This window comes from Variovorax sp. Varisp46, assembly GCF_059491885.1.
Genome location: NZ_CP168515.1, coordinates 1,225,785 through 1,243,255, shown reverse-complemented (window position 1 = coordinate 1,243,255; position 17,471 = coordinate 1,225,785). Strand labels below are relative to the sequence as shown.

Sequence of the window (17,471 nt, the reverse complement as noted above, 5' to 3'; positions counted from 1 at the left end):
AGTCATGGAAGGGGTTGTGAATGAATGGTAGGAAGCGGCTGCCCCGCCAGCCAATACGTCTTCGACCTTCGCCTATAAGGATTCCTGATAGGCCGGCGCGACGGCGGGCTCAGGTGAGCCTGGCCACTGCCGAGGCAATGCGCCGGCAGCCTTCCTCGATCTGCTCGATGCTCGTGGCTGTCGACATGCGGAAGTAAGGCGACACCCCGTAGGCCGTGCCCGCCAGCAGCATGACGCCGCCTGCTTCGAGCAGATAGATCACGACGTCGTTGTCGGTCTCCAGCGTCTTTCCCTCGGGCGTTCGCTTACCGATCAATCCACCGCAGTGGGGATAGAGGTAGAACGCGCCGCCCGGCGCGCATGCGCGGATGCCGGGAATCTCGTTGAGAAGCCGCGTCGCGGTGTCGCGGCGCCGCCTGTACGTGGCGACCCATCCGGGTAGAAAGTCCGCGTCGCTGTTCAGGGCGGCGACGGCCGCAGCCTGGCTCACGGACGAGGCTCCGCTGGTCGACTGCGACTGCAGCATGTCGAGTGCGGCGATGATGTCCGCGGGGCCCGCCGCATAGCCGATGCGCCAGCCCGTCATGGCGTAGGTCTTCGACACGCCGTTCACCACCAGCGTGCGGTCGCGCAGGCCGGGCTCGATGGTCAGCAGGTGGGGCGGTGTCGCATCGGTGAAGCGGATGTGCTCGTAGATGTCGTCGGTCAGCACCATGACCTGGGGATGGCGCATCAGCACGTCAGCCAGGGCGCGCAGCTGTTCGCCGGTGTAGGTCGTGCCGGTGGGGTTGGTGGGCGAGTTGAAGACCAGCCAACGGGTGGCGGGCGTGATGGCCGCCTCCAGCGCCTCTGGCGTCAGTCGGAAATCGTCTTCTTCCTTGCAGGGCACGGTGACGGGGGTGCCGTCGCAGGCCAGCACCATGTCCGGGTAGGAGACCCAGTACGGCGCCGGCACGATGACCTCGTGGCCTTCCTCCACCGTTACCGACAGCGCGTTGAAGAGCGCGTGCTTGGCCCCCACCGTGACGATGATTTCGCGCGGGCTGTAGCTCAGGCCGTTCTCGCGCTGCAGCTTGGCGGCGATGGCTTGTCGCAGGGCCAGCGTGCCGGCGACGGGGGTGTAGCGGGTCTCGCCGTGCCGGATGGCGGCACAGCCGGCCTCCTGGATGTGAACGGGGGTGTCGAAGTCCGGCTCCCCAATGGCGAGGTTGACGATGTCCTTCCCCTCCCGGCGAAGCTCGGCGAAGCGATCCGCGGCCGCGCTGCTGGGGGAAGGCTTGATGCGGCGAATGCGCTTAGAGATACGGGACGGGTTCACAGGACTTTTCCTCTTCGCTGGTGTGTCAATGCCGATGAAGCAACGGTAGGACGGCCTCGATACCGAAGCAAAGAGGTCCTTGTTCTGGGGGTGACGCATTTCCTTATGGGATGGCAGCGGCGCGACGATTCCTCATAGGGCCAGACCGATCCCGTCTTGGGGCGAAGGGACCTTGCGTACTTCCGAAGCTGTCCGGTGCACCTCGGCTATGCTGCCTCAATGCGCCTTGAAGATCTGGATGTCTTTAGAGCTGTTCACGAGACCGGCACCTTCCAGCGTGCAGCACTTCGCTGCGGGCTGAGCCAGTCGGCCGTTACCAAGGTCGTTCGCCAGCTCGAAGACGAATTCGGCGTCCAACTGATGGAGCGCGGCAGCCGCTCGCTCGCGCTGACCCCGGCCGGCCGCACCTTGTACCAGCGGGCCAGGGAGCTCAGCGCGCTCACCGTCACGACGCGGCGCGACATGGCCGGCGAGGTGGCCTCGCTGCGCGGGGCGATCCGACTCGGTGTGGTGCCGGCGCTGCTGGCCAGCGTGGCCGCGCCAGTACTAACCGAGATGCTCCCCGGCCCGCACTCTATCCAGTTGCTGGTGGGCGTCAAGCAGTCGGCCGAACTGGTGCGCATGCTGGAAGAAGGCAAACTTGACCTGGCGGTGTGCTTTGGCGTGCAGCATCTCCCCCCGATGTGGCGCACACACGGGTCGGACCTCAACGCTACCGCCTGGTGGTTCGCGCCGGACACCCGCTGGCAGGAAGCGTTCCGAGCCTAGAGCAACTGTCGAAGGCGCGCTGGCTCCTACCGACCTCCGACGTGACGCTGCGGACCGAGGTCGAGCGCATGTCCACCGACGCGCGCTTCGGCGCACTGGACGTGCGCGTCGAAACCGACACCTCGGCCACGCTGATGATCCCGCTGTTGAGGCGAAGCGACGCCGGCTTCGGTGTATGTCGGCCCGTACGCGACGGTCCTGCCGAGCGGACAGGCGAGTGGCAACCCGCGCATTGAGGATCAGGATCGTCGCCAACGGCTCGGTCAGCGGCGGGACCGTCGGCGGACTGAGTGTCATCGGAAGTCCGGCGGCAATGGCCCAGCCCCGTGCGGCTATGCACGCCAATGTGCAGCTCATGCCAAGGAACTAGTTCTTGCCCCTGGGGGGTCTGCGCGCTGATAGGTAATTCATGCCATGCGGTCCAAAACAGCCAGGTCGTCGTTGGTCAGTTCGAGCGACTCACTCGCGAGGTTTTCCTTCAGATGGTCGACGGAAGACGTTCCGGGGATCAGCAGCAGGTTCGGCGATCGCTGCAGCAGCCAGGCCAGAGCGACCTGCATCGGCGTCGCGCCGAGCCGCTCGGCCACGCCGCTCAGCGCGCCGGACTGCAGCGGCGTGAATCCACCCAGCGGGAAGAACGGAACATAGGGAATGCCGCTCGCCGCGAGTTCATCGATGAGGGCGTCGTCGCCGCGGTGCACGAGGTTGTACTGGTTCTGCACGCAGACGACGTCCGTGATCGCACGGCCTTCCGCAACTTGAGCGCGAGTCACGTTGCTGAGTCCGATGTGCCGGATCAGTCCTCGCTGCTGCAGCTCGGCGAGCGCGCTTAGTGGCGCCTCGATCGATCCTTCGGCCGGTCCGTGGGCGTCGAACATCGCGCGCAGGTTCACCACCTCGAGCACCTCGAGTCCGAGGTTGCGCAGGTTGTCATGCACGGCGCGCTCCAGTTCGTCGGCTGAGATCGCAGCCCTCCATGAACCGTCGTCGCCGCGCAGCGCGCCGACCTTGGTGACGATGACGAGCTCGTCCCGATAAGGGTGGAGCGCTTCGCGAATCAGTTGATTGGTGATGTGCGGGCCGTAGAAGTCGCTGGTGTCCAGATGGTCGACGCCGAGAGCGATGGCCTCGCGCAGCACGACAAGTGCGGCTGCGGTGTCCTTCGGCGGGCCGAAGACACCCGGGCCGGCGAGTTGCATCGCGCCATAGCCGATGCGGTGGATATGACGATCGCCGAGTCGAAATGTACTGGTGTTCATGGCATGGTTCGCTTCGTAAAAGATGGGAATGACTCGACTCTAGGCTGCAGTGCACTGCGCGACAATCCAATGCAAACTGCACAGGGCGTGCAGAATTCTGGACAGTCCATGGACGATTTCGCTGATCTCACCGCCTTCATGGCCGTTGCTCACGAGGGCGGATTTCGCAGCGCCGCTCGCAGAGCCGGCACGAGCGCATCGCGGATGAGTGATGCTGTTCGACGGCTGGAAACGCGGCTGGGCGTCCGGCTGCTCCACCGCACGACCCGCAGCGTCTTGCCGACCGATGCCGGGACGCGGCTGCTGGAGCGGCTGGAGCCGGCGCTGGGCGAGGTGCGCGCAGCGCTCGATGTGGTCAATACCTTCCGCGACCGGCCAGCTGGTCGCCTGCGGCTCAATGTGCCGGTGAGTGCGGCGCGGCTGGTTCTGCCGCGGATCGTGCCGCCGTTCCTGGCTCAGTACCCGGACATCGTGCTGGAAGTCGTGGCGGAAGATCGCTTCGTTGATGTGCTGGCCGCAGGCTGCGATGCGGGCATTCGCTATGAGGAGCGGCTCGAGCGGGACATGGTCGCAGTGCCGATCGGCCCGCGTGTGCAGCGCCTTGCAGTTGCCGCTTCGCCTGCGTACCTCTCTCTTCGCGGCCGCCCGAAGCATCCGCGCGAGCTGCTCGCCCACACTTGCCTGCGCGGACGCTTTTCGAGCGGGGCCACGAATCCCTGGGAGTTCGAGCGCAACGGGAAGGCCTTCAAGGTCGAACCGACCGGGCCATTGATAGTCGGGCTCGGCGCGACAACGGACCTGGCAGTCGACGCGGCGGTGGCCGGCAGCGGAATCGTCTATCTCTTCGAGGACTGGCTGCGCCCCTTCATGCAGCGCGGTGAACTCGAGCCGCTGCTGGAGCCTTGGTGGCCGCACTTTTCGGGGCCCTTCCTGTACTTCTCAGGACGCCGCGATTTGCCGGCACCGCTACGCGCGTTCGTAGACTTCGTACGAAACCAATCCTGGGGCTGACTTCCTGGTCCAACAAAGCTCGCAAGGCTCTGCTTGCTCGGAGCCTCGGGTTTGCCGCGCCTTGTGACACGTCATGCTGCATTTCTCCTCTTGTCAACGCCTGCATTCCTACGAACCTCATTAGCAGGACGGGACCGTCGTAGCCTCTTGCAGCCCAACATTGCAACATGGCAAGCGAGTGGCCAATGGCCGCTGAACGGCCGCGTTCCACCCATCCATTTACCGAATGCGACCCGCTCCGGCTGCAACCGGCGTGGTTCACCACAGGGAGTCGGGCATTCGATATGAGAAGCTGCGCGCGAACGGTGCTGTTATGGCACGCGACATAGCGTGTTGGCCGGTCCATGCTTTGAGAAGCCGACGAAATAGTACCCGCCCTCACCGCGAAACACCGCGGCTCCGGGTCAGATCCCAGTCCACGGCAGAGCCCCGAACAGAGGCCGATAGCTGCATCCCCAGCCGGCTTTCGATGACTGGCCGCCATGGGACAAGATAGAAGCCCCGTTCGCCGTCGAGCAACGCATAAGGTCCACTGTTGAGTTGGATGGTGCAGCGATAGACACCGCTCGCCCGATCACCGTCCTGAACAGCGCGATGGGCCTTTCCGATTTCGCTTTCGAGCGCCCTGCCCGCCAAGGCCACCTCCCTGTCGCGCAAAGTCCGCAGCAGATGTCGCTCCAAGGTTACGGCCCCACCCCGACGCTCAGCCAGTCCTTGCTCCACCAGAAAGTCCGTTCGCTGCTGCATGGCGTCCCGCGCACCCAGGCCGAATCCCTTGCCCGTCAGTCCCTGTCCACGATTTATGAGCTGCTCGTCAAGCCAGGTCGCGCCCAGGACGCGAGCCTGCTGATCGATAGATAGATGTGAACGCAGCGTGAGCACTGGACTGGCACGCTGCTGGTCATACTGCTGAGCCCGCTCCACCAGATCGTGCGGGACTCGCCAGACTCCGTCCGCCTGTCGGTCAACGATCCCTGCGCGGCGCAGCGCCTCGAGCCTGCGGACATGCACGTCGACTGTGGATTGCGGATCGCTGACTCGGGCAATTCGCAGGTAGGCCAGATGATCCTCTGCGCGGTACACGCCATCCTGAGACATAGCAGCCACTGTCCTGTCTACCCCCCTTGGTTGACCCCTGGCCTTCACTTCCACGATGCCGCCAATGGGCAAACCCTGCAGCTCCGCAAGGTCGATTCCCTTGGGCAGCTTCACGTAATGCGCCCGCCCATCGACGCCGTCGACCACCAGATAAACCTGGTCATTCAGTTCGTCGGCCAGTCCTTTTGCTGCGATGCGGCCCACCATGGAGCCGGTCACTGCTGCCTCCAGCGCGAACTCGCGCGGTTCGCCTTTCATCGCCTTGTGCATCGCACGCAGGATGTCCCCGCGCTCGCCCAAAGCATTCAGGGTCTGCTGCATGCCTGTTGCCAGCCGCCAACGGGTGGTATCAATCCGCTCGGCCAGCGACATGGCCTGCAGCTGTTGCAGCCGCGCACGCAGCATCGCCTGGCGCCGCCCCCGGTCCACCGCTGCTCCCGGTATCGCGGTCAGATCCACCACATCCACAGCCGCCTGCCGGAGCAGCACCCGATCCAGGCTGGTGAACCGTTCCTGTTCGACCTCGCGCAGCAGGCCCTGCCGCATCTCCAGTTCTGTGCGCGGCCCCAGCCATTCGGTCGCCAGTTCGCTCGCGCGCTGGCGCATGCCATGGGCCATGTAATCGGGAGCAATCACCAGATCCCTCGCGTCCCTGCCCTGCCCCACCTTTCCCCGCAGCACGAGGTGGGTGTGCGGGTTGTCGGTATCCCAGTGATCGACGGCCACCCAGTCCAGGCGGGTCTCCAGGTCCACTTCCATGCGCGCCATCAGTTCGCGCGTGTAGCCACGCAGGTCCTCGAGCTCCGATGCATCCTCCACCGAAACGATGAAGCGAAACTGGTGCCTGTCGCCCCGGCCACGCTCCTCGAACGCCTGCAGGTCGGCGGCATCGGTGCTCGCCCCGTAGGCTTGGCCGCGCTGCCCGTCGAGGGTTGTGCCATCGCGCTCGATGTAGCGCAAGTGCGCTGCCACCGACCGGCAACCGGCCTTCTTGAGCATCACGAAGCGGGACTTGATGACGACGCGCCGGGCGTTCGCGCCCAGCCGGTTACCGGCAATGCCGGCCGCGACGCGGCCTCGGCCGAAAGTCGATGCAGGCCGCGCACCCTTGCCACCCGAGGCCTTCGCACCCGCCTTGGAAGCAGCCTTCAGCACCTGCGCGACAAAACGCTGAGAACGCGGGCCGGAACGCGCCTTCGGCGCCGACGGTCGGACGCGGAAATGGTCGCCGTCTTGCACTCCCTTACGCGAAGCCATGGCACAAGCCCCGGCGCAGCATGGCGCAGTGGATCGGAAGCGGCACACGCCGAAGCCCGGCCTCGCAAAGCATTGCGTGCTTGCGCAGCACTGGAGGCCGCAGACGCGGTGCCGCCCCCAACCCACGTGCAGACCGGCTTGGCAGGCCGAGGCGTGCCGCCCCTTTTATCTTGCCCTCCGTCTCCGCCTCCCGCATCCGCTCCCGGCTCCGACTTGCCGCCAGCCGCGCACGGGGTGCGCAACGCTGCCCGGAGGGCCGCGGCGGTGCAGCTCGCGCCGCACGCTGGCGGCGGGGTCTCTGCACGACAGAATGCAGCGCAGACGCACGGCCGGCTGCAGCTCGATCACTCGACATCGCGAGGCTCATGACGCACTCCATGTCCACAAAGGCTGCGCGATGCCGAGCACGGCCGACGCAGCAATCGGCCCAAAATACCGGCTGTCGAATGACGCCGGGTGCGCGTCGCCGAGCAGGAACAGCTCACCCACTGCGAGGAGGCGGCACTGCGACCAGGCTTGCAGCGGCCGATGCACGCCGTCATGCATGCGCACGTTCGCCATTGCGACGCCGTCGATGCGCACAAGCTGGTTCCGGACACACACCGATTGCGGCGCGAGGGCACCGATGCGCTTAAGGATCGGCACGCCGCTGGGCAGGTAGCCGCGCTGGGCCGCGAAGGCGGCCGCGCCGGCGGGAAGTCGTGCCAGCACGATGCTGCCTACGTGCAGCGACGCTAGGCTTTCCATGCGGCTGATGCGGTACCAACCGCGCGGTACGCTGTCGCTCGGGTTGTAGACGACGAGCACGCGGTCGCGTGTCGCCACGGGCATGACGGCGGGCGCGCACAGCGCAGCCAAGCCGATGCCCATGCAGGCGAAGAACAGGCGCGGAGTCATCGCAGCGCCCCGCGCGCCAGATGTGCCGCATGCCGTTCGGCGGTGTAGGCTGGCAGCGGCAGGCGTGCAGCCAGCCGGTTGCCGACCGTACGCCAGTACGTGATTGCTACCGCGCACGGGTCGATGCCTGAGGCCTCTATGGCGTCAACCACCGCGAGCACGGCCTTGACCTGCACCTCGCCATCGGCGCGCAGCAGAATGCGCGCGCCAGGATGCACGCCGGCAACGCGCTGCGCGTCGTCGAACGCCATTGGCGCCTGCAACACCATCAGCTGCCAGAGCGCCGTGCCATAGTCGTTGCCGATCCACTGGACGCGGCAGCAGACCGCCTCCGGCTCGAAGCTCGCGACGCGCCGCCAACGGTCGAGGACGGTCTCGCGCACCGGTCGGCCGAAGCGCAGCCAGACGTTCACGCGGTGTTCGACGAACGCGAGCGACACCCGCATGTGCGCCGGCCGCTGCGGCAGCGCGGCCTGCAGCGAGATCGGGATGACAGCCGGCGTGGAATGCGAAGCCAGCGCTGTCATGACTCGCTTCCGCCGTACTCGCGCTCCAGAAGCTCGCGCAGCATCTCGGCCGCAGTCACGCCGCGCTTGAACGCGACCACCTTGATGTGTCCGCGCAGCGCGGGCGTCACGTCGATGGTCAGGCGTGCGGTATAGATCGACGCCTTGCCCGCAGCCGCCGGTTCGTCGGCGCGCCGCACCCAGGCCGATGCTGGATCGGCCGCCGGTTTGCGGCCGATCGGTGCCCGCTTCTGCGTTGCGGATGGCGCCTGCACCTTCATCGCAGCATCTCCCGCACGGCCTGCGCCAGTGCGGCGATCTCGCGCGCGGCTGCGCTCTTCGGCGCCGCTTCGCCGGCGAGCCGCCCCGCGGCGACGCTGTCGGCGAACACGATGCGCTGCGAGATTTCAGCGTGCAGTGCAGCGAATGGCTGATCGGCCAGGGCCGTGCGCGCTTCACGACCGATGACCGTGCCGACCACGCGCCGATTGATCACGAAGGCCGCGCGCAATGCGGGGCGGAACACTCTCGCTTCGATGACGAGCTGCACCATCTCATGGCTGGCCCACACGTCGTAGGCACTGGGCTGCACCGGAATCAGCACGAGGTCGGCGGCCAGCAACGCGGAACGCGCGAGGGCCGCGACTCGGGGGGGCCCATCGATTACCACGAAGTCGGCCTGCAAAGCGATCTGCGGCGCCTCCTGGTGCAGTGAGTCCCTCGCCAGCCCGAAGACGCCGCAAAGCCGCTCCTGGCCGCTCTGAAGCCGCCGCTGCGCCCAGTCGAGGGCTGAGCCCTGCGGATCGGCATCAAGCAGCGTGACGCGGCTTCCCCGCATTGCCAGCTCGCCGGCCAGGTGCGTGGCGAGTGTCGTCTTGCCTGCCCCGCCCTTCTGGTTGAGCAGCGCGATCACTTTGCCGGGGCGGCTGTCCTCTCTTCCTGGCGAGCTGGTTTCGGATGCTGGGTCTGCCTGATTTGCAGTCGCCGAACCATTGCCCATCTTTTGAGCAGTATCTGCTCGCGCGCGCGTGACTTCCATTTATGTATCCCTTTAGATGTTTAGGGAGGTCCCAAACCGTTGCTGGGCGCGGCTTGCGGGCTGTTTGGCGCCGGTGATCCACCGATAGATGCGCCGGTGATCCACCGAGTCGCGCGCCGGTGATCCACCGAGTCCGTCCCCACGTCATCCACAGGTTCTTCAACAGAAGTTGTGGACAAGTCGCTTGGGGAGGGCTCGGCTGCGCTTGGGCGGAATGCCAGCCATTCGATGCCGCCGCTGCGCTCGATGAAAAGGCGGTAACCCGGCAGCGCCTGTCGCACAGACAGACCTCGCACATGCGCGGCGAAGTCGCGGTAGCGCTGGAGCGCCCCCGACTTCAGGTACAGGTGGCGCATGTCGAAGCGCCAGCCCCCGGGCTGCCGTCCACCGTGCTTGCGCACGAGCCGGTAGAGCCAGCGCTCAATCCCCCCGGAAAGCCGGAAATACGTGGGATCGAGCGTGAGCACCAGGGCTTCGTCCAAGACGCCCGAGAAGAACCAGTCGGCCAGGATCAGCTCGATGCCGTCGGCGCGTCCGTCGGGGCGCATGTACTCCTTCCACTCGTTGATCCAGGAGAAGCGGTGGACGCGCATGGTGCCGTTCGGGCGCTCGCGCTGGCGCAGCGTGGTGGCGACGGTGGTGGACTGCAAACGATCCAGCGCGGCGCGCAGCCCCAGGTAGTCACTGCGGCCTGTCCCGCGCTGCGTGAAGCGCAGGATCTCGTAGGGCGTGGCCACCATCAGGCGCGAAGGCGCGATGCCTTCCTTCTTGGCCTGGACGATCTGGCTCGCGGCCCAGATCAGCACGTCGGCATCCCAGATCGTCGCGATGCCGTGCTCCGGCACGCCCTCGACGGTGAGCGAGACGCCGCCAGCGTCAAAGCGGATCGGCACGATGCGCGCCGACTTGGCCAGCGAGAAGAACGGGTAGGCCATCAGGTCCTGCGCATCGCGCAGCGCCATGTCAGCTCCCGGCAGCGCGCGGAACAGCGACAGCTGTTCGCGTTCGCTCGAGCGCTTCGACATGGGTGAGGCTCCCTGCCTTGCGTGCCGGTCAGCGGACGGAGTCGCGCTGCACGTAGCCAGGATCGGAGGTCATGCCGTAGGCGCGGCTGTTCGCCCAGGCACGCAGGTCCTCGACCGCATAGACCACGCGCGCGCCGAACTTGCGGAAACGCGGGCCACCGCCCAGCACGCGCTGCTTCTCCAGCGTACGTGGGGACAGCCGCAGGAAAGCGCCCGCTTCGTCAGTGGTCAGGAACTCGGGGTTGGCAGGCGCGGCGGGCACCGCAAGGGGCCGCGGCGCAGCCGCCGCAGCACGGGCGGGAAACAAGGAACTGGCACTTGCCATGAGGGCCTCCATCGTTGTCACGGGGCCGCGAACCATTCACAGCCCGATGGAGGCAGTCTCGGGAGTAAGGCCCTTTTTGCGCAGGGAGATATTCAGCGCATCGGTTCGTCTCCGGGGGACTCGGCTGCGGTGCGCCGTATGCCCGCGAGACTCAGATAGCCACCGCCCATGTATGCCTCGGCACGCCGCAGCAGGTGCCGGACCTGGGCGCGCAACTCGCCATCGGCGTGCCAGCGCACTACGGCTTCGAGACCGAACAGGGTTTGGGCAATGTCGCGGTGCGACGCGCCGGCCTGCGCACCATCGAGTGCCTGCAGTGCGCGAAGATGCAGAAGCGCGGCGCGGGTAGCGGGCCGCTTATGCGCCGATGCCGGCGCGTGACCTCGAAGTACCTGTGCCTGCGCGTTGAACGCATCCAATTGGCCGCGCAGGGCAGGACCGAGCGGGACGGTGCAGGTGTAGGCTGCGCCATCGACGAGGTCATCGGCCAGCGACATGCGGATGCGCTGCGCAGATATGTTGGTCAGCAGCGTCAGGCCGACACCGCCGAGCGCCAAATGCTTGCGGCCTGGCACCTGCCAGAGATCGAAGGCCGGCCGCGCCGACGCACCATGCGCGCGCGAAGCGCGCACGTGCAGCAGCTCGTCAGTCGCCGAGATCCAGAATGGCCGCGCTTCGCGCGCATCGAGCCGGGGGTCCTCGGCGCTGTCGCAACCCCCATCGCATGAGCGATGCGGCGCGCCGCGCCCAGTCCGCCTGGTACTGCGGATGGCGGCGCAGGTACTCCCACGCGAGCGCGGGGCTGTCGAGATCGAGCGTGTAGAGGTAGGCCGCCGACACGCCCCAGGGCGCGCTCGGCAGGCCTTCGGCCTTTCGGTCGGTCATGGCAGAACTCATTCCTTTGCTTGCGCCGAGGCTGCCACAGGCGTGGCCGGCACGGCTGGCTTTTGCGGCGATGCGCTCTCGCGCGCGCGGCGACGATCCCGTACGCCCGCCGGCCCGCCAAAGAGGATCAGTCGTTGATTGATCCGTCGCGCTGCGCGTCGGCTGCATAGCCGGACAGCGGCTGACGAGCTCTGAAATGCGGATCGGCCACAATGCGCAGCCCTTTGGGGCCGCGCACGCCTTCGAGCGCCGACAGGCTCACGTGCCCGAGTTCGGGAAAGCCCGTGCCGGCATCGGTCAGCCCATAGGCTCGATCGCCGTCGGCATCGAGTTCAGTGAGCAGCCAGCAAGCAGGAGCGTCGAGCGTGTACAGCTTGACGACCGGATAAGGGTCCGCGACCTGCCCACTGGCGCGCGCCGCGCCGTTGGCCAGCATCTGGTCACGCTGCTGTTCAGTGAGGAATGCCATGGCTTCGAGAAGAGACCTTGGAATGCTAGTGCGAGCAACGAGTAGCTGTAAGTCGAATTGGTGACTTCATGCGACTCAAAGCTCGCACGATGGCCCAACTACGAGATCTCATTCGGCAAAGCCTTAGCTCGACGCAAAGCCGAATGTCTTGATGAGAATTCTCCTTTTGAACACTATAGATTGTAGCTCTATAGAGGTCGATAGGGTGTCATCGCCGTTCCTCGACGAACGACCGAATGACCTCCACCACACACTCTTTCCCTGCGGCTCTCAAAGCCGTCCGGAAAGCTCGTGGTCTGAGCCAGGAAGCGTTTTCCGATGTGTCGAGTCGCACGTACTTGAGCTCGCTCGAGCGCGGCCTGAAGAGTCCGACCCTAAGCAAGGTGAACGACCTGTGCGAGGCCATGGACGTGCATCCACTCACGCTGCTGACGCTGGCCTACAGTGACAACGACAGGGCCAGAGACAAGCTCTTCGAGCGTGTACGACGTGAACTGGCCGAAATCCAGGGCTCGCAAACAGAATGAAAGCGCGGCCGTTGGGCCGCGCCCGCGGCGCTACGCCACAATGCGGCCTGCCAGCCGCGCTTCATGTGCGTAGCCGCTCAGCCGCTTGTCCGCGACGAAGTAAAGATCGCGCTCGATGGGCAGCCCCCACTTCCCGCGCAAGGCCTCCAGCTCCGCCAGGCTTACATAGCCCAGCTCGGGAAAACCTTGCCCGAGATCGCAAAGTCCAAATGCGATTTCTTCTGCATCAAGTTCGGTGAGCAGCCAGGTCGCGCCCGCATTGGGCGTGAACAGCTTGACGACCGGCCGCGGATCGAAGTCGGGATTCTCGGCCGACTCCCGGCCGTTGGCCAGCAGTTGCGCGCGTTGTTCGTCGGTGATGAGCTTCGTCATGGTCTTTCTCCTTGGAAGGATGCCGGGCGGAATTGCCCGAGACCGGAAGCGGCACGGCGCAGCGCAGTCGTCAGGGTTCGAAGACGGCCGCCAGGACGCCAGCGTGCAAGGCACGCGCAGACCTTGACGGCCAGACCGGCGTGCGACGATGAAGGGAACAGCAAGCCCAGCCCCCCCCTGCATGCACCCGCATCGCAAGCGGCTGCGCGCAGCACCGCAGGTGCGAAGGCGTCAGGGATGGAAGCCCGAACGGGGCGAGACGCCATGGGCGGCTCGATGCGCCAGCACGACAGCGCGGTCCGGCACCGCCGGAGACGCACGGATCCGTGAAACCTCGGAAGCGCATCTGCTGACATCCGCTGAACCGCGAATCCGGCTTGGCGCATCTCCGCAAAGCCGCAGACACACGAACCCGGGACATCGGCTTTACGACGAAGTGCGAACACGACAGCACGCTTTTGCGCCGATCCGCGCTTCCGCAAAGGAACACGGCACCCAAGAACTGGAAATCAGACACGACAAGGCTCGCGAACACGCGCGGGCCGTCGAAGCGCTTGGCGGAAGACGGCACCCCGCCGCAACGGGGCGCCGAAGGCGACGCTCAGTCGCCCTTGCTGCGCGACCAGATCAGGTTGTGCGCACCGTCCTCGCCCTCGACCAGTCGGGCATAGATGGTCGCCGGGAACGACGGGTCATCCAGCGTCACCGACAAGTAGGGCCGGTCCGCCTTGCTGACCTTCTTCCACGCCGCGCCGATCTCGAGCCCGTTGCCCGCGACGACGCGGAAGTCGGGGGCGTTCTCGCTCGCCTTCTCGCTGGCGGCGATCTTGACCTTGACGTTCAAGGTCAGGGTGCGAACCGTGCCGGTGTAGCCGTTGCCCGAAGCGATGAAGTTACCAATGGTGCTCATGATGAAGTCCTTTCGAGGTTGATCCAGGTCCGCGCCCATCGCGGCCTTGGCGTGATCCGGACGGCGCGGGTCAGGGCGCGCCGCACCGAAGGCCGCAGCGCGGCGGAGGACCGACAGGCCCGAGAAATTTGCCTCGCGAGGAATCTGCGCAGCAGAGGGGAAATTTGTCGGGCCGCACGGTTGCGGCGAGGAAGCCCGAGGCGAAACGAAACGAAGAGCAGCGCCGCCGTGCCCGCGCCAGGATTCACGGCAAATACAAGGCCGTGGGCGCGGACCTGTTCTCGCAAAGGACGCATGAGCCTGGTACCCGCTCGAAGCAACAGCATTCCGGCATGGACCCGCCCGCACCCGAACGCCAAAGTAGCCGCCTCGCGAAGACCAGAAAGAACGCACCGCCGCATCGCAGCGGCATGGAAGTCGGCATCGGCGAAATGGAAGGGCATGGCGGACGGCCTGTCGAAGAAGGCCTCCGTCGTTCACGGTGGCCTGCCGCCAGCGTCGAGGACGACGCTGCATTCCGGAACCCAGCGCAGCCAAGCCTGTCGTGAACCCGCTCCGCCCATCGGCGGGTCGCACTCCCGGAAGGTCTCAGCGGCGCAGCCGCTGGATGTCAAAACGCGCGCGGCACACCTGCCGCGCGCGTCGCGCCGATTCAAAAGCCCCGGCCCGAAGGCCGGGGCTCATGTTCACGCAGTAGCGTGCTCACCCTCTTTGGCCACCGCCTCGATGCTGCCACGGCCTACGGCTTCGGCCCTGACCTCACTCTCCGGCACGACACGCGTTTCCGCTTCGGCTGCGACAGCAGCGTCCTGCCCCCGGAACATCACAGGCAACCAGCCCGTACCCACCGCCAACCGCTCGGCTTCGCTCGCGATCTCGGCCTTCTTGAGCTTGCCCAGCCGGTTCACCTGATCCGACGCGAACGCCTGCACCGCTTCCAGCGCCTTGGCTTTCGAGACATGCTCGAAATAGCCCGCAGCGGTCGGCGTCCACCAGTCGTGCATATCGAGGTTCACCGCCCGCGCGAGCGCGGCGGCGGGCATCTCCTCTTCGTGCGAAGCCAGCACGCTGACCGTGGAGGCCACGCACACCGCCAGCAGCGACAGCAGTTCCTGCAGCGGCAAGGTCAGCAGTTCGGCGAACAGTGCTTCCGGGTTGTCAGGCAGGCGATCGGCCCAAGCCTGTCGAACCTTCGTCATGCCGATGGCTGCAAGCGACTGCGCCACGTCCGGCGCATGCAGCCCCAACCCGTCCTGCGGCGTGGCGCTGATATCGACCGGCGAACCGCCCGAGCCGTAGCTGTCCACAATCACACGCATAGCGAGACGATGTACCAAGGCCACCAGCGCGACCTGCGGGTGCCGCGCCACCTCGGCCTGCAACGCGGCGGTGCGGTGCGCGCTCAGGCGCTTCGCCAGCTTCTCCGAGATGCCGGGCTTGGCCGGTCCGTCACTATCGACCGGGTTGCTGCCCGCTCCGCCCTCTTCCTGCCGCGCCTGCTCCCGCAAGGTCTTGGCCTGTTCCTCGCGCAGCAAGCCGCGATGCACGACCACGCCGCCCATGGGATCGAGCGACACCACGGCCCCGGCCAGCGCCACCACGGCGGGCGAGTATTCGACCAGCCTCTGCTCGATGGCGTCCAGCTCGTTGCCGAGCTCGTCCATTTCCTCCTGCAGCGCCTGCGCCTGTTCGTCGGTCGTGTCCGCGTTCTCGTCGTCCAACCGCGCCTGCAGCTTCGCCTGTTGATCTTCGAGCTTGGCGATTCGCTTGGCCTCGGCCTTGCAGGGTTCGCGCCGCACGCTGCGCGCGCGTTGGAACTGGTACAGATCGGAGGACGCGACACGCGGCGCGGCATCCACCCATGCCCAGCCTTCGGCCCGCACCTGCTCGACGGTCGGTGCAAGCCTGTCGCGCGCCAGCGCATCCAACAGCGCGCCATCGGTCAGGAAGATGCCGCTTTGCTCGTCCGCGAACAGGTCGCGGCGCACCCCGCCGCCCGCCTGCTCGTAGGCTTCCACCCCCACGAAGCGCGCCACCGCATCGCGGCCGGCGTCGATCTCGTCACCGGTCAGGTGATCGCGCAGCGCCTCGGGGCTGCGCTGCCATTGCGGCGATTCGTAGAACGCCGCTTCCTGCGCCGCATGGTCATCGGTGATGGCCAGCGCCATCAACTGCTCCAGCGTCACGGCCTGCGATCCGAAGTCCGCCAGCAGCCGGGGCGAGACATTGGCGAGCTTCAGGCGCCGCTGCACCACCAAAGGCGTCACCCCGAAGTCGGCCGCGATGTCCTCCACCGGACGGCCCTCGGCCACGAGGTCTTTCCACGCGAACAGTTCCTCGATGGGCGACATGGCCTCGCGTTGCACGTTCTCGGTGAAGCTCACGGTACGCGCCGCATCGTCCTGCACCAACAGACAATGCACCTCATGGTCCTTCGCCAGCTTGCGGCGCTTGACCAGCAGCTTGAGCGCAGCCAAGCGCCGCCGTCCAGCGACCACCTCGTAGTGCTCGCCATCGGGTGCGGCCACCACAGTGAGGTTTTGCAGCAAGCCCACGCGGGCAATGCTCGATGCCAGTTCGGGGATCGACGTGCCGCCGCTCTTGCGCACATTGCGGCTCGAAGGCCGCAGCCTGGACAGCGGAATGAGCAGCAGTTGCTGCGAAGCCGCGACAGCGGCAGCGCCGCCCGTGGGGACGGATGCGGCGATGTAAGCGGCTGCGCCGATGGCAGCGGTTTCTTGAAAGGTAGCGGTGTTCATGAGTAGCTCCAATCGGAAAGATGGAAAGACGTAAAACCGAGGAATGAATGGAGGGGCTGCATGCCCCTTCGGAATGGCTCAGGCCTTGAGCTGGCGCATGCCATCGGCCAGCAGCCACAGGGCGCGGTTCAGCCGCAGGTTCTGGTCGATGCCCTGCACGGGCCGTGTGCTCTGGCAGCGACCGTTAGCGGCGCGGGCACGCAGGCCGCCCTTGATGAGGTTTTCCTGCGTACGGTTAAAGACGCTCCACAGGTCGCGGCGGTCGTCGTCCGTGCGGCGCGGCATCAGGATTTGCGTTTCCGTGATGGGCGCGGGCTTGTCCGAATCGTCGTACTTGAGGGCCAGCGCGGCACGGGCGAACACCTCGGATTCCCCGGCGCCCAGCGTGATGGCTTGCATGGATTCACGCGATTCCTGGGCCTGCCCGAAGCCTTCCAGCACGGCATAGGCGCCTTCGACCACATGGCCCGCCACGTCGCCCTTGTGGGGCACGCGCACATCGGCCACGGTGTCGCCGCACACCAGCCCGTTGCTGCACACGAAGCGGAACATGCCCGCCAGCATCTGGTAGCTGCTCGTCCCGTCATGGGAGTTCAGCAGGATGATTTCGTTGGCCTCGCGGCCATTGATCTGGCTGGCATGGCGCAGCCGGATCATGTGCTTGGTGAAGTCGCGCCTCCCCTCCTGCCGCACGCGGGTCTGGCACACCATGAAGGGCTCGAAGCCCTCCCCTCTGAGTTCCCCCAGCACGGTGGCCGTGGGGATGTAGCTGTAGCGCTCCGAGCGGCTGCCGTGCGGGGCCTGCGCGAAAATGGACGGAGCCACGGTCCGTATTTGGTCATCCGACAAGGGATGCTCCGAGCGCAGCACCGGCGAGTGGTTGGCGAAACGGGATGCAAGTTGCATGGTGATTTCTCCTGACGAAGTTGGCTGTTGAAAAAAGCCTCACCGGATTCCTAGATTCGGAGCCCTCTTCGGGTCTTCCGGTGCGGTCGGCACGAAGAACCCGGTTGGCCTCGTTGCCACCGTCTTTCCTGAGTTCATCG

Annotated in this window: 20 protein-coding genes and 1 pseudogene; 5 read left to right on the top strand and 16 right to left on the bottom strand. The window is 66.3% G+C overall.

What is annotated here, in order from left to right; translation table 11 throughout:
* Positions 1 to 109: 109 nt before the first annotated feature.
* Positions 110 to 1,318: an aspartate transaminase gene (locus tag ACEN9N_RS05860; RefSeq protein WP_495655565.1), complete on the bottom strand. Its 1,209-nt coding sequence runs from the start codon at positions 1,316 to 1,318 to the stop codon at positions 110 to 112.
* Positions 1,319 to 1,537: 219 nt separating this feature from the next.
* Here ACEN9N_RS05860 and ACEN9N_RS05855 point away from each other — a divergent pair, with 219 nt between their 5' ends.
* Positions 1,538 to 2,086, top strand: coding sequence for a LysR family transcriptional regulator (locus ACEN9N_RS05855; protein WP_495655564.1), 549 nt, complete (start codon positions 1,538 to 1,540; stop codon positions 2,084 to 2,086).
* A complete protein-coding gene (locus tag ACEN9N_RS05850; RefSeq protein ID WP_495655563.1) occupies positions 1,972 to 2,322 on the top strand; it encodes a LysR substrate-binding domain-containing protein in 351 nt (116 codons plus the stop codon). Before ACEN9N_RS05855 ends, ACEN9N_RS05850 begins: the two co-directional genes overlap by 115 nt.
* Positions 2,323 to 2,493: 171 nt before the next feature.
* Here ACEN9N_RS05850 and ACEN9N_RS05845 read toward each other — a convergent pair whose 3' ends face one another.
* Entirely contained in the window at positions 2,494 to 3,345 is an 852-nt protein-coding gene (locus tag ACEN9N_RS05845; protein WP_495655562.1) for an aldo/keto reductase family oxidoreductase, read from the bottom strand.
* A 108-nt stretch (positions 3,346 to 3,453) separates the two neighbouring features.
* Between ACEN9N_RS05845 and ACEN9N_RS05840 the strand changes: the two genes are divergently transcribed.
* On the top strand, positions 3,454 to 4,356 hold the full coding sequence (locus ACEN9N_RS05840; RefSeq protein ID WP_495655561.1) for a LysR family transcriptional regulator: 903 nt from the start codon (positions 3,454 to 3,456) through the stop codon (positions 4,354 to 4,356).
* A gap of 378 nt (positions 4,357 to 4,734) precedes the next feature.
* Here the strand turns inward: ACEN9N_RS05840 and ACEN9N_RS05835 are convergent, their stop codons facing one another.
* From ACEN9N_RS05835 to ACEN9N_RS05790, 10 genes and pseudogenes are all read right to left on the bottom strand, one after another.
* Positions 4,735 to 6,711: a DUF3363 domain-containing protein gene (locus tag ACEN9N_RS05835; protein WP_495655560.1), complete on the bottom strand. Its 1,977-nt coding sequence runs from the start codon at positions 6,709 to 6,711 to the stop codon at positions 4,735 to 4,737.
* A gap of 363 nt (positions 6,712 to 7,074) precedes the next feature.
* On the bottom strand, positions 7,075 to 7,608 hold the full coding sequence (locus tag ACEN9N_RS05830; RefSeq protein WP_495655559.1) for a S26 family signal peptidase: 534 nt from the start codon (positions 7,606 to 7,608) through the stop codon (positions 7,075 to 7,077).
* Positions 7,605 to 8,135 carry a DUF2840 domain-containing protein gene (locus tag ACEN9N_RS05825; protein WP_495655558.1) on the bottom strand — a complete coding sequence of 177 codons (531 nt, stop codon included), beginning with the start codon at positions 8,133 to 8,135 and terminating at the stop codon, positions 7,605 to 7,607. The genes ACEN9N_RS05830 and ACEN9N_RS05825 overlap by 4 nt, the downstream gene beginning before the upstream one ends.
* Entirely contained in the window at positions 8,132 to 8,395 is a 264-nt protein-coding gene (locus ACEN9N_RS05820; protein ID WP_495655557.1) for a chromosome partitioning protein ParB, read from the bottom strand. Before ACEN9N_RS05820 ends, ACEN9N_RS05825 begins: the two co-directional genes overlap by 4 nt.
* A complete protein-coding gene (gene parA, locus ACEN9N_RS05815; protein WP_495655556.1) occupies positions 8,392 to 9,153 on the bottom strand; it encodes a ParA family partition ATPase in 762 nt (253 codons plus the stop codon). Before parA ends, ACEN9N_RS05820 begins: the two co-directional genes overlap by 4 nt.
* A gap of 206 nt (positions 9,154 to 9,359) precedes the next feature.
* A pseudogene (locus ACEN9N_RS05810) lies at positions 9,360 to 10,178 on the bottom strand (replication initiator protein A); the annotation flags it as partial.
* Positions 10,179 to 10,206: 28 nt separating this feature from the next.
* Positions 10,207 to 10,503, bottom strand: coding sequence for a helix-turn-helix transcriptional regulator (locus tag ACEN9N_RS05805; RefSeq protein ID WP_495655555.1), 297 nt, complete (start codon positions 10,501 to 10,503; stop codon positions 10,207 to 10,209).
* A gap of 92 nt (positions 10,504 to 10,595) precedes the next feature.
* Complete coding sequence (locus ACEN9N_RS05800) at positions 10,596 to 11,135, bottom strand: DUF2285 domain-containing protein (protein ID WP_495655554.1); 540 nt, start codon at positions 11,133 to 11,135, stop codon at positions 10,596 to 10,598.
* A 13-nt stretch (positions 11,136 to 11,148) separates the two neighbouring features.
* Complete coding sequence (locus ACEN9N_RS05795) at positions 11,149 to 11,388, bottom strand: transcriptional regulator domain-containing protein (protein WP_495655553.1); 240 nt, start codon at positions 11,386 to 11,388, stop codon at positions 11,149 to 11,151.
* Between the two features lie 127 nt (positions 11,389 to 11,515).
* Positions 11,516 to 11,857, bottom strand: coding sequence for a DUF2958 domain-containing protein (locus tag ACEN9N_RS05790; protein ID WP_495655552.1), 342 nt, complete (start codon positions 11,855 to 11,857; stop codon positions 11,516 to 11,518).
* A gap of 236 nt (positions 11,858 to 12,093) precedes the next feature.
* On the opposite strand from ACEN9N_RS05790, the gene ACEN9N_RS05785 reads away from it, so the two are divergent.
* On the top strand, positions 12,094 to 12,384 hold the full coding sequence (locus ACEN9N_RS05785) for a helix-turn-helix domain-containing protein (RefSeq protein WP_495655551.1): 291 nt from the start codon (positions 12,094 to 12,096) through the stop codon (positions 12,382 to 12,384).
* Positions 12,385 to 12,414: 30 nt separating this feature from the next.
* Here the strand turns inward: ACEN9N_RS05785 and ACEN9N_RS05780 are convergent, their stop codons facing one another.
* Together ACEN9N_RS05780 and ACEN9N_RS05775 are read right to left on the bottom strand one after the other, a co-directional pair.
* Positions 12,415 to 12,756 (bottom strand): DUF2958 domain-containing protein, encoded by a 342-nt coding sequence (locus tag ACEN9N_RS05780; RefSeq protein WP_495655550.1) that lies wholly within the window; start codon positions 12,754 to 12,756, stop codon positions 12,415 to 12,417.
* A 601-nt stretch (positions 12,757 to 13,357) separates the two neighbouring features.
* Positions 13,358 to 13,666, bottom strand: a complete 309-nt coding sequence (locus ACEN9N_RS05775; protein ID WP_495655549.1) for a DUF736 domain-containing protein — start codon at positions 13,664 to 13,666, stop codon at positions 13,358 to 13,360.
* 164 nt (positions 13,667 to 13,830) lie between these two features.
* Here ACEN9N_RS05775 and ACEN9N_RS05770 point away from each other — a divergent pair, with 164 nt between their 5' ends.
* Positions 13,831 to 14,214: a hypothetical protein gene (locus ACEN9N_RS05770; RefSeq protein ID WP_309928872.1), complete on the top strand. Its 384-nt coding sequence runs from the start codon at positions 13,831 to 13,833 to the stop codon at positions 14,212 to 14,214.
* A gap of 138 nt (positions 14,215 to 14,352) precedes the next feature.
* Here ACEN9N_RS05770 and ACEN9N_RS05765 read toward each other — a convergent pair whose 3' ends face one another.
* Together ACEN9N_RS05765 and ACEN9N_RS05760 are read right to left on the bottom strand one after the other, a co-directional pair.
* A complete protein-coding gene (locus tag ACEN9N_RS05765; protein WP_495655548.1) occupies positions 14,353 to 16,425 on the bottom strand; it encodes a ParB/RepB/Spo0J family partition protein in 2,073 nt (690 codons plus the stop codon).
* Positions 16,426 to 16,503: 78 nt separating this feature from the next.
* A complete protein-coding gene (locus ACEN9N_RS05760; RefSeq protein ID WP_495655547.1) occupies positions 16,504 to 17,331 on the bottom strand; it encodes a DUF932 domain-containing protein in 828 nt (275 codons plus the stop codon).
* Between the last annotated feature and the right edge of the window lie 140 nt (positions 17,332 to 17,471).

Excerpts from the sequence above, each read along its gene's own strand:
- ACEN9N_RS05820 (WP_495655557.1), bottom strand. The coding sequence starts at position 8,395 with ATGAAGGTGCAGGCGCCATCCGCAACGCAGAAGCGGGCACCGATCGGC.
- ACEN9N_RS05805 (WP_495655555.1), bottom strand. The coding sequence starts at position 10,503 with ATGGCAAGTGCCAGTTCCTTGTTTCCCGCCCGTGCTGCGGCGGCTGCG.
- ACEN9N_RS05845 (WP_495655562.1), bottom strand. The coding sequence starts at position 3,345 with ATGAACACCAGTACATTTCGACTCGGCGATCGTCATATCCACCGCATC.
- ACEN9N_RS05795 (WP_495655553.1), bottom strand. The coding sequence starts at position 11,388 with ATGACCGACCGAAAGGCCGAAGGCCTGCCGAGCGCGCCCTGGGGCGTG.
- ACEN9N_RS05760 (WP_495655547.1), bottom strand. The coding sequence starts at position 17,331 with ATGCAACTTGCATCCCGTTTCGCCAACCACTCGCCGGTGCTGCGCTCG.
- ACEN9N_RS05825 (WP_495655558.1), bottom strand. The coding sequence starts at position 8,135 with ATGACAGCGCTGGCTTCGCATTCCACGCCGGCTGTCATCCCGATCTCG.
- ACEN9N_RS05840 (WP_495655561.1), top strand. The coding sequence starts at position 3,454 with ATGGACGATTTCGCTGATCTCACCGCCTTCATGGCCGTTGCTCACGAG.
- parA (WP_495655556.1), bottom strand. The coding sequence starts at position 9,153 with ATGGAAGTCACGCGCGCGCGAGCAGATACTGCTCAAAAGATGGGCAAT.
- ACEN9N_RS05855 (WP_495655564.1), top strand. The coding sequence starts at position 1,538 with ATGCGCCTTGAAGATCTGGATGTCTTTAGAGCTGTTCACGAGACCGGC.
- ACEN9N_RS05790 (WP_495655552.1), bottom strand. The coding sequence starts at position 11,857 with ATGGCATTCCTCACTGAACAGCAGCGTGACCAGATGCTGGCCAACGGC.
- ACEN9N_RS05830 (WP_495655559.1), bottom strand. The coding sequence starts at position 7,608 with ATGACTCCGCGCCTGTTCTTCGCCTGCATGGGCATCGGCTTGGCTGCG.
- ACEN9N_RS05785 (WP_495655551.1), top strand. The coding sequence starts at position 12,094 with ATGACCTCCACCACACACTCTTTCCCTGCGGCTCTCAAAGCCGTCCGG.
- ACEN9N_RS05765 (WP_495655548.1), bottom strand. The coding sequence starts at position 16,425 with ATGAACACCGCTACCTTTCAAGAAACCGCTGCCATCGGCGCAGCCGCT.
- ACEN9N_RS05775 (WP_495655549.1), bottom strand. The coding sequence starts at position 13,666 with ATGAGCACCATTGGTAACTTCATCGCTTCGGGCAACGGCTACACCGGC.
- ACEN9N_RS05780 (WP_495655550.1), bottom strand. The coding sequence starts at position 12,756 with ATGACGAAGCTCATCACCGACGAACAACGCGCGCAACTGCTGGCCAAC.
- ACEN9N_RS05835 (WP_495655560.1), bottom strand. The coding sequence starts at position 6,711 with ATGGCTTCGCGTAAGGGAGTGCAAGACGGCGACCATTTCCGCGTCCGA.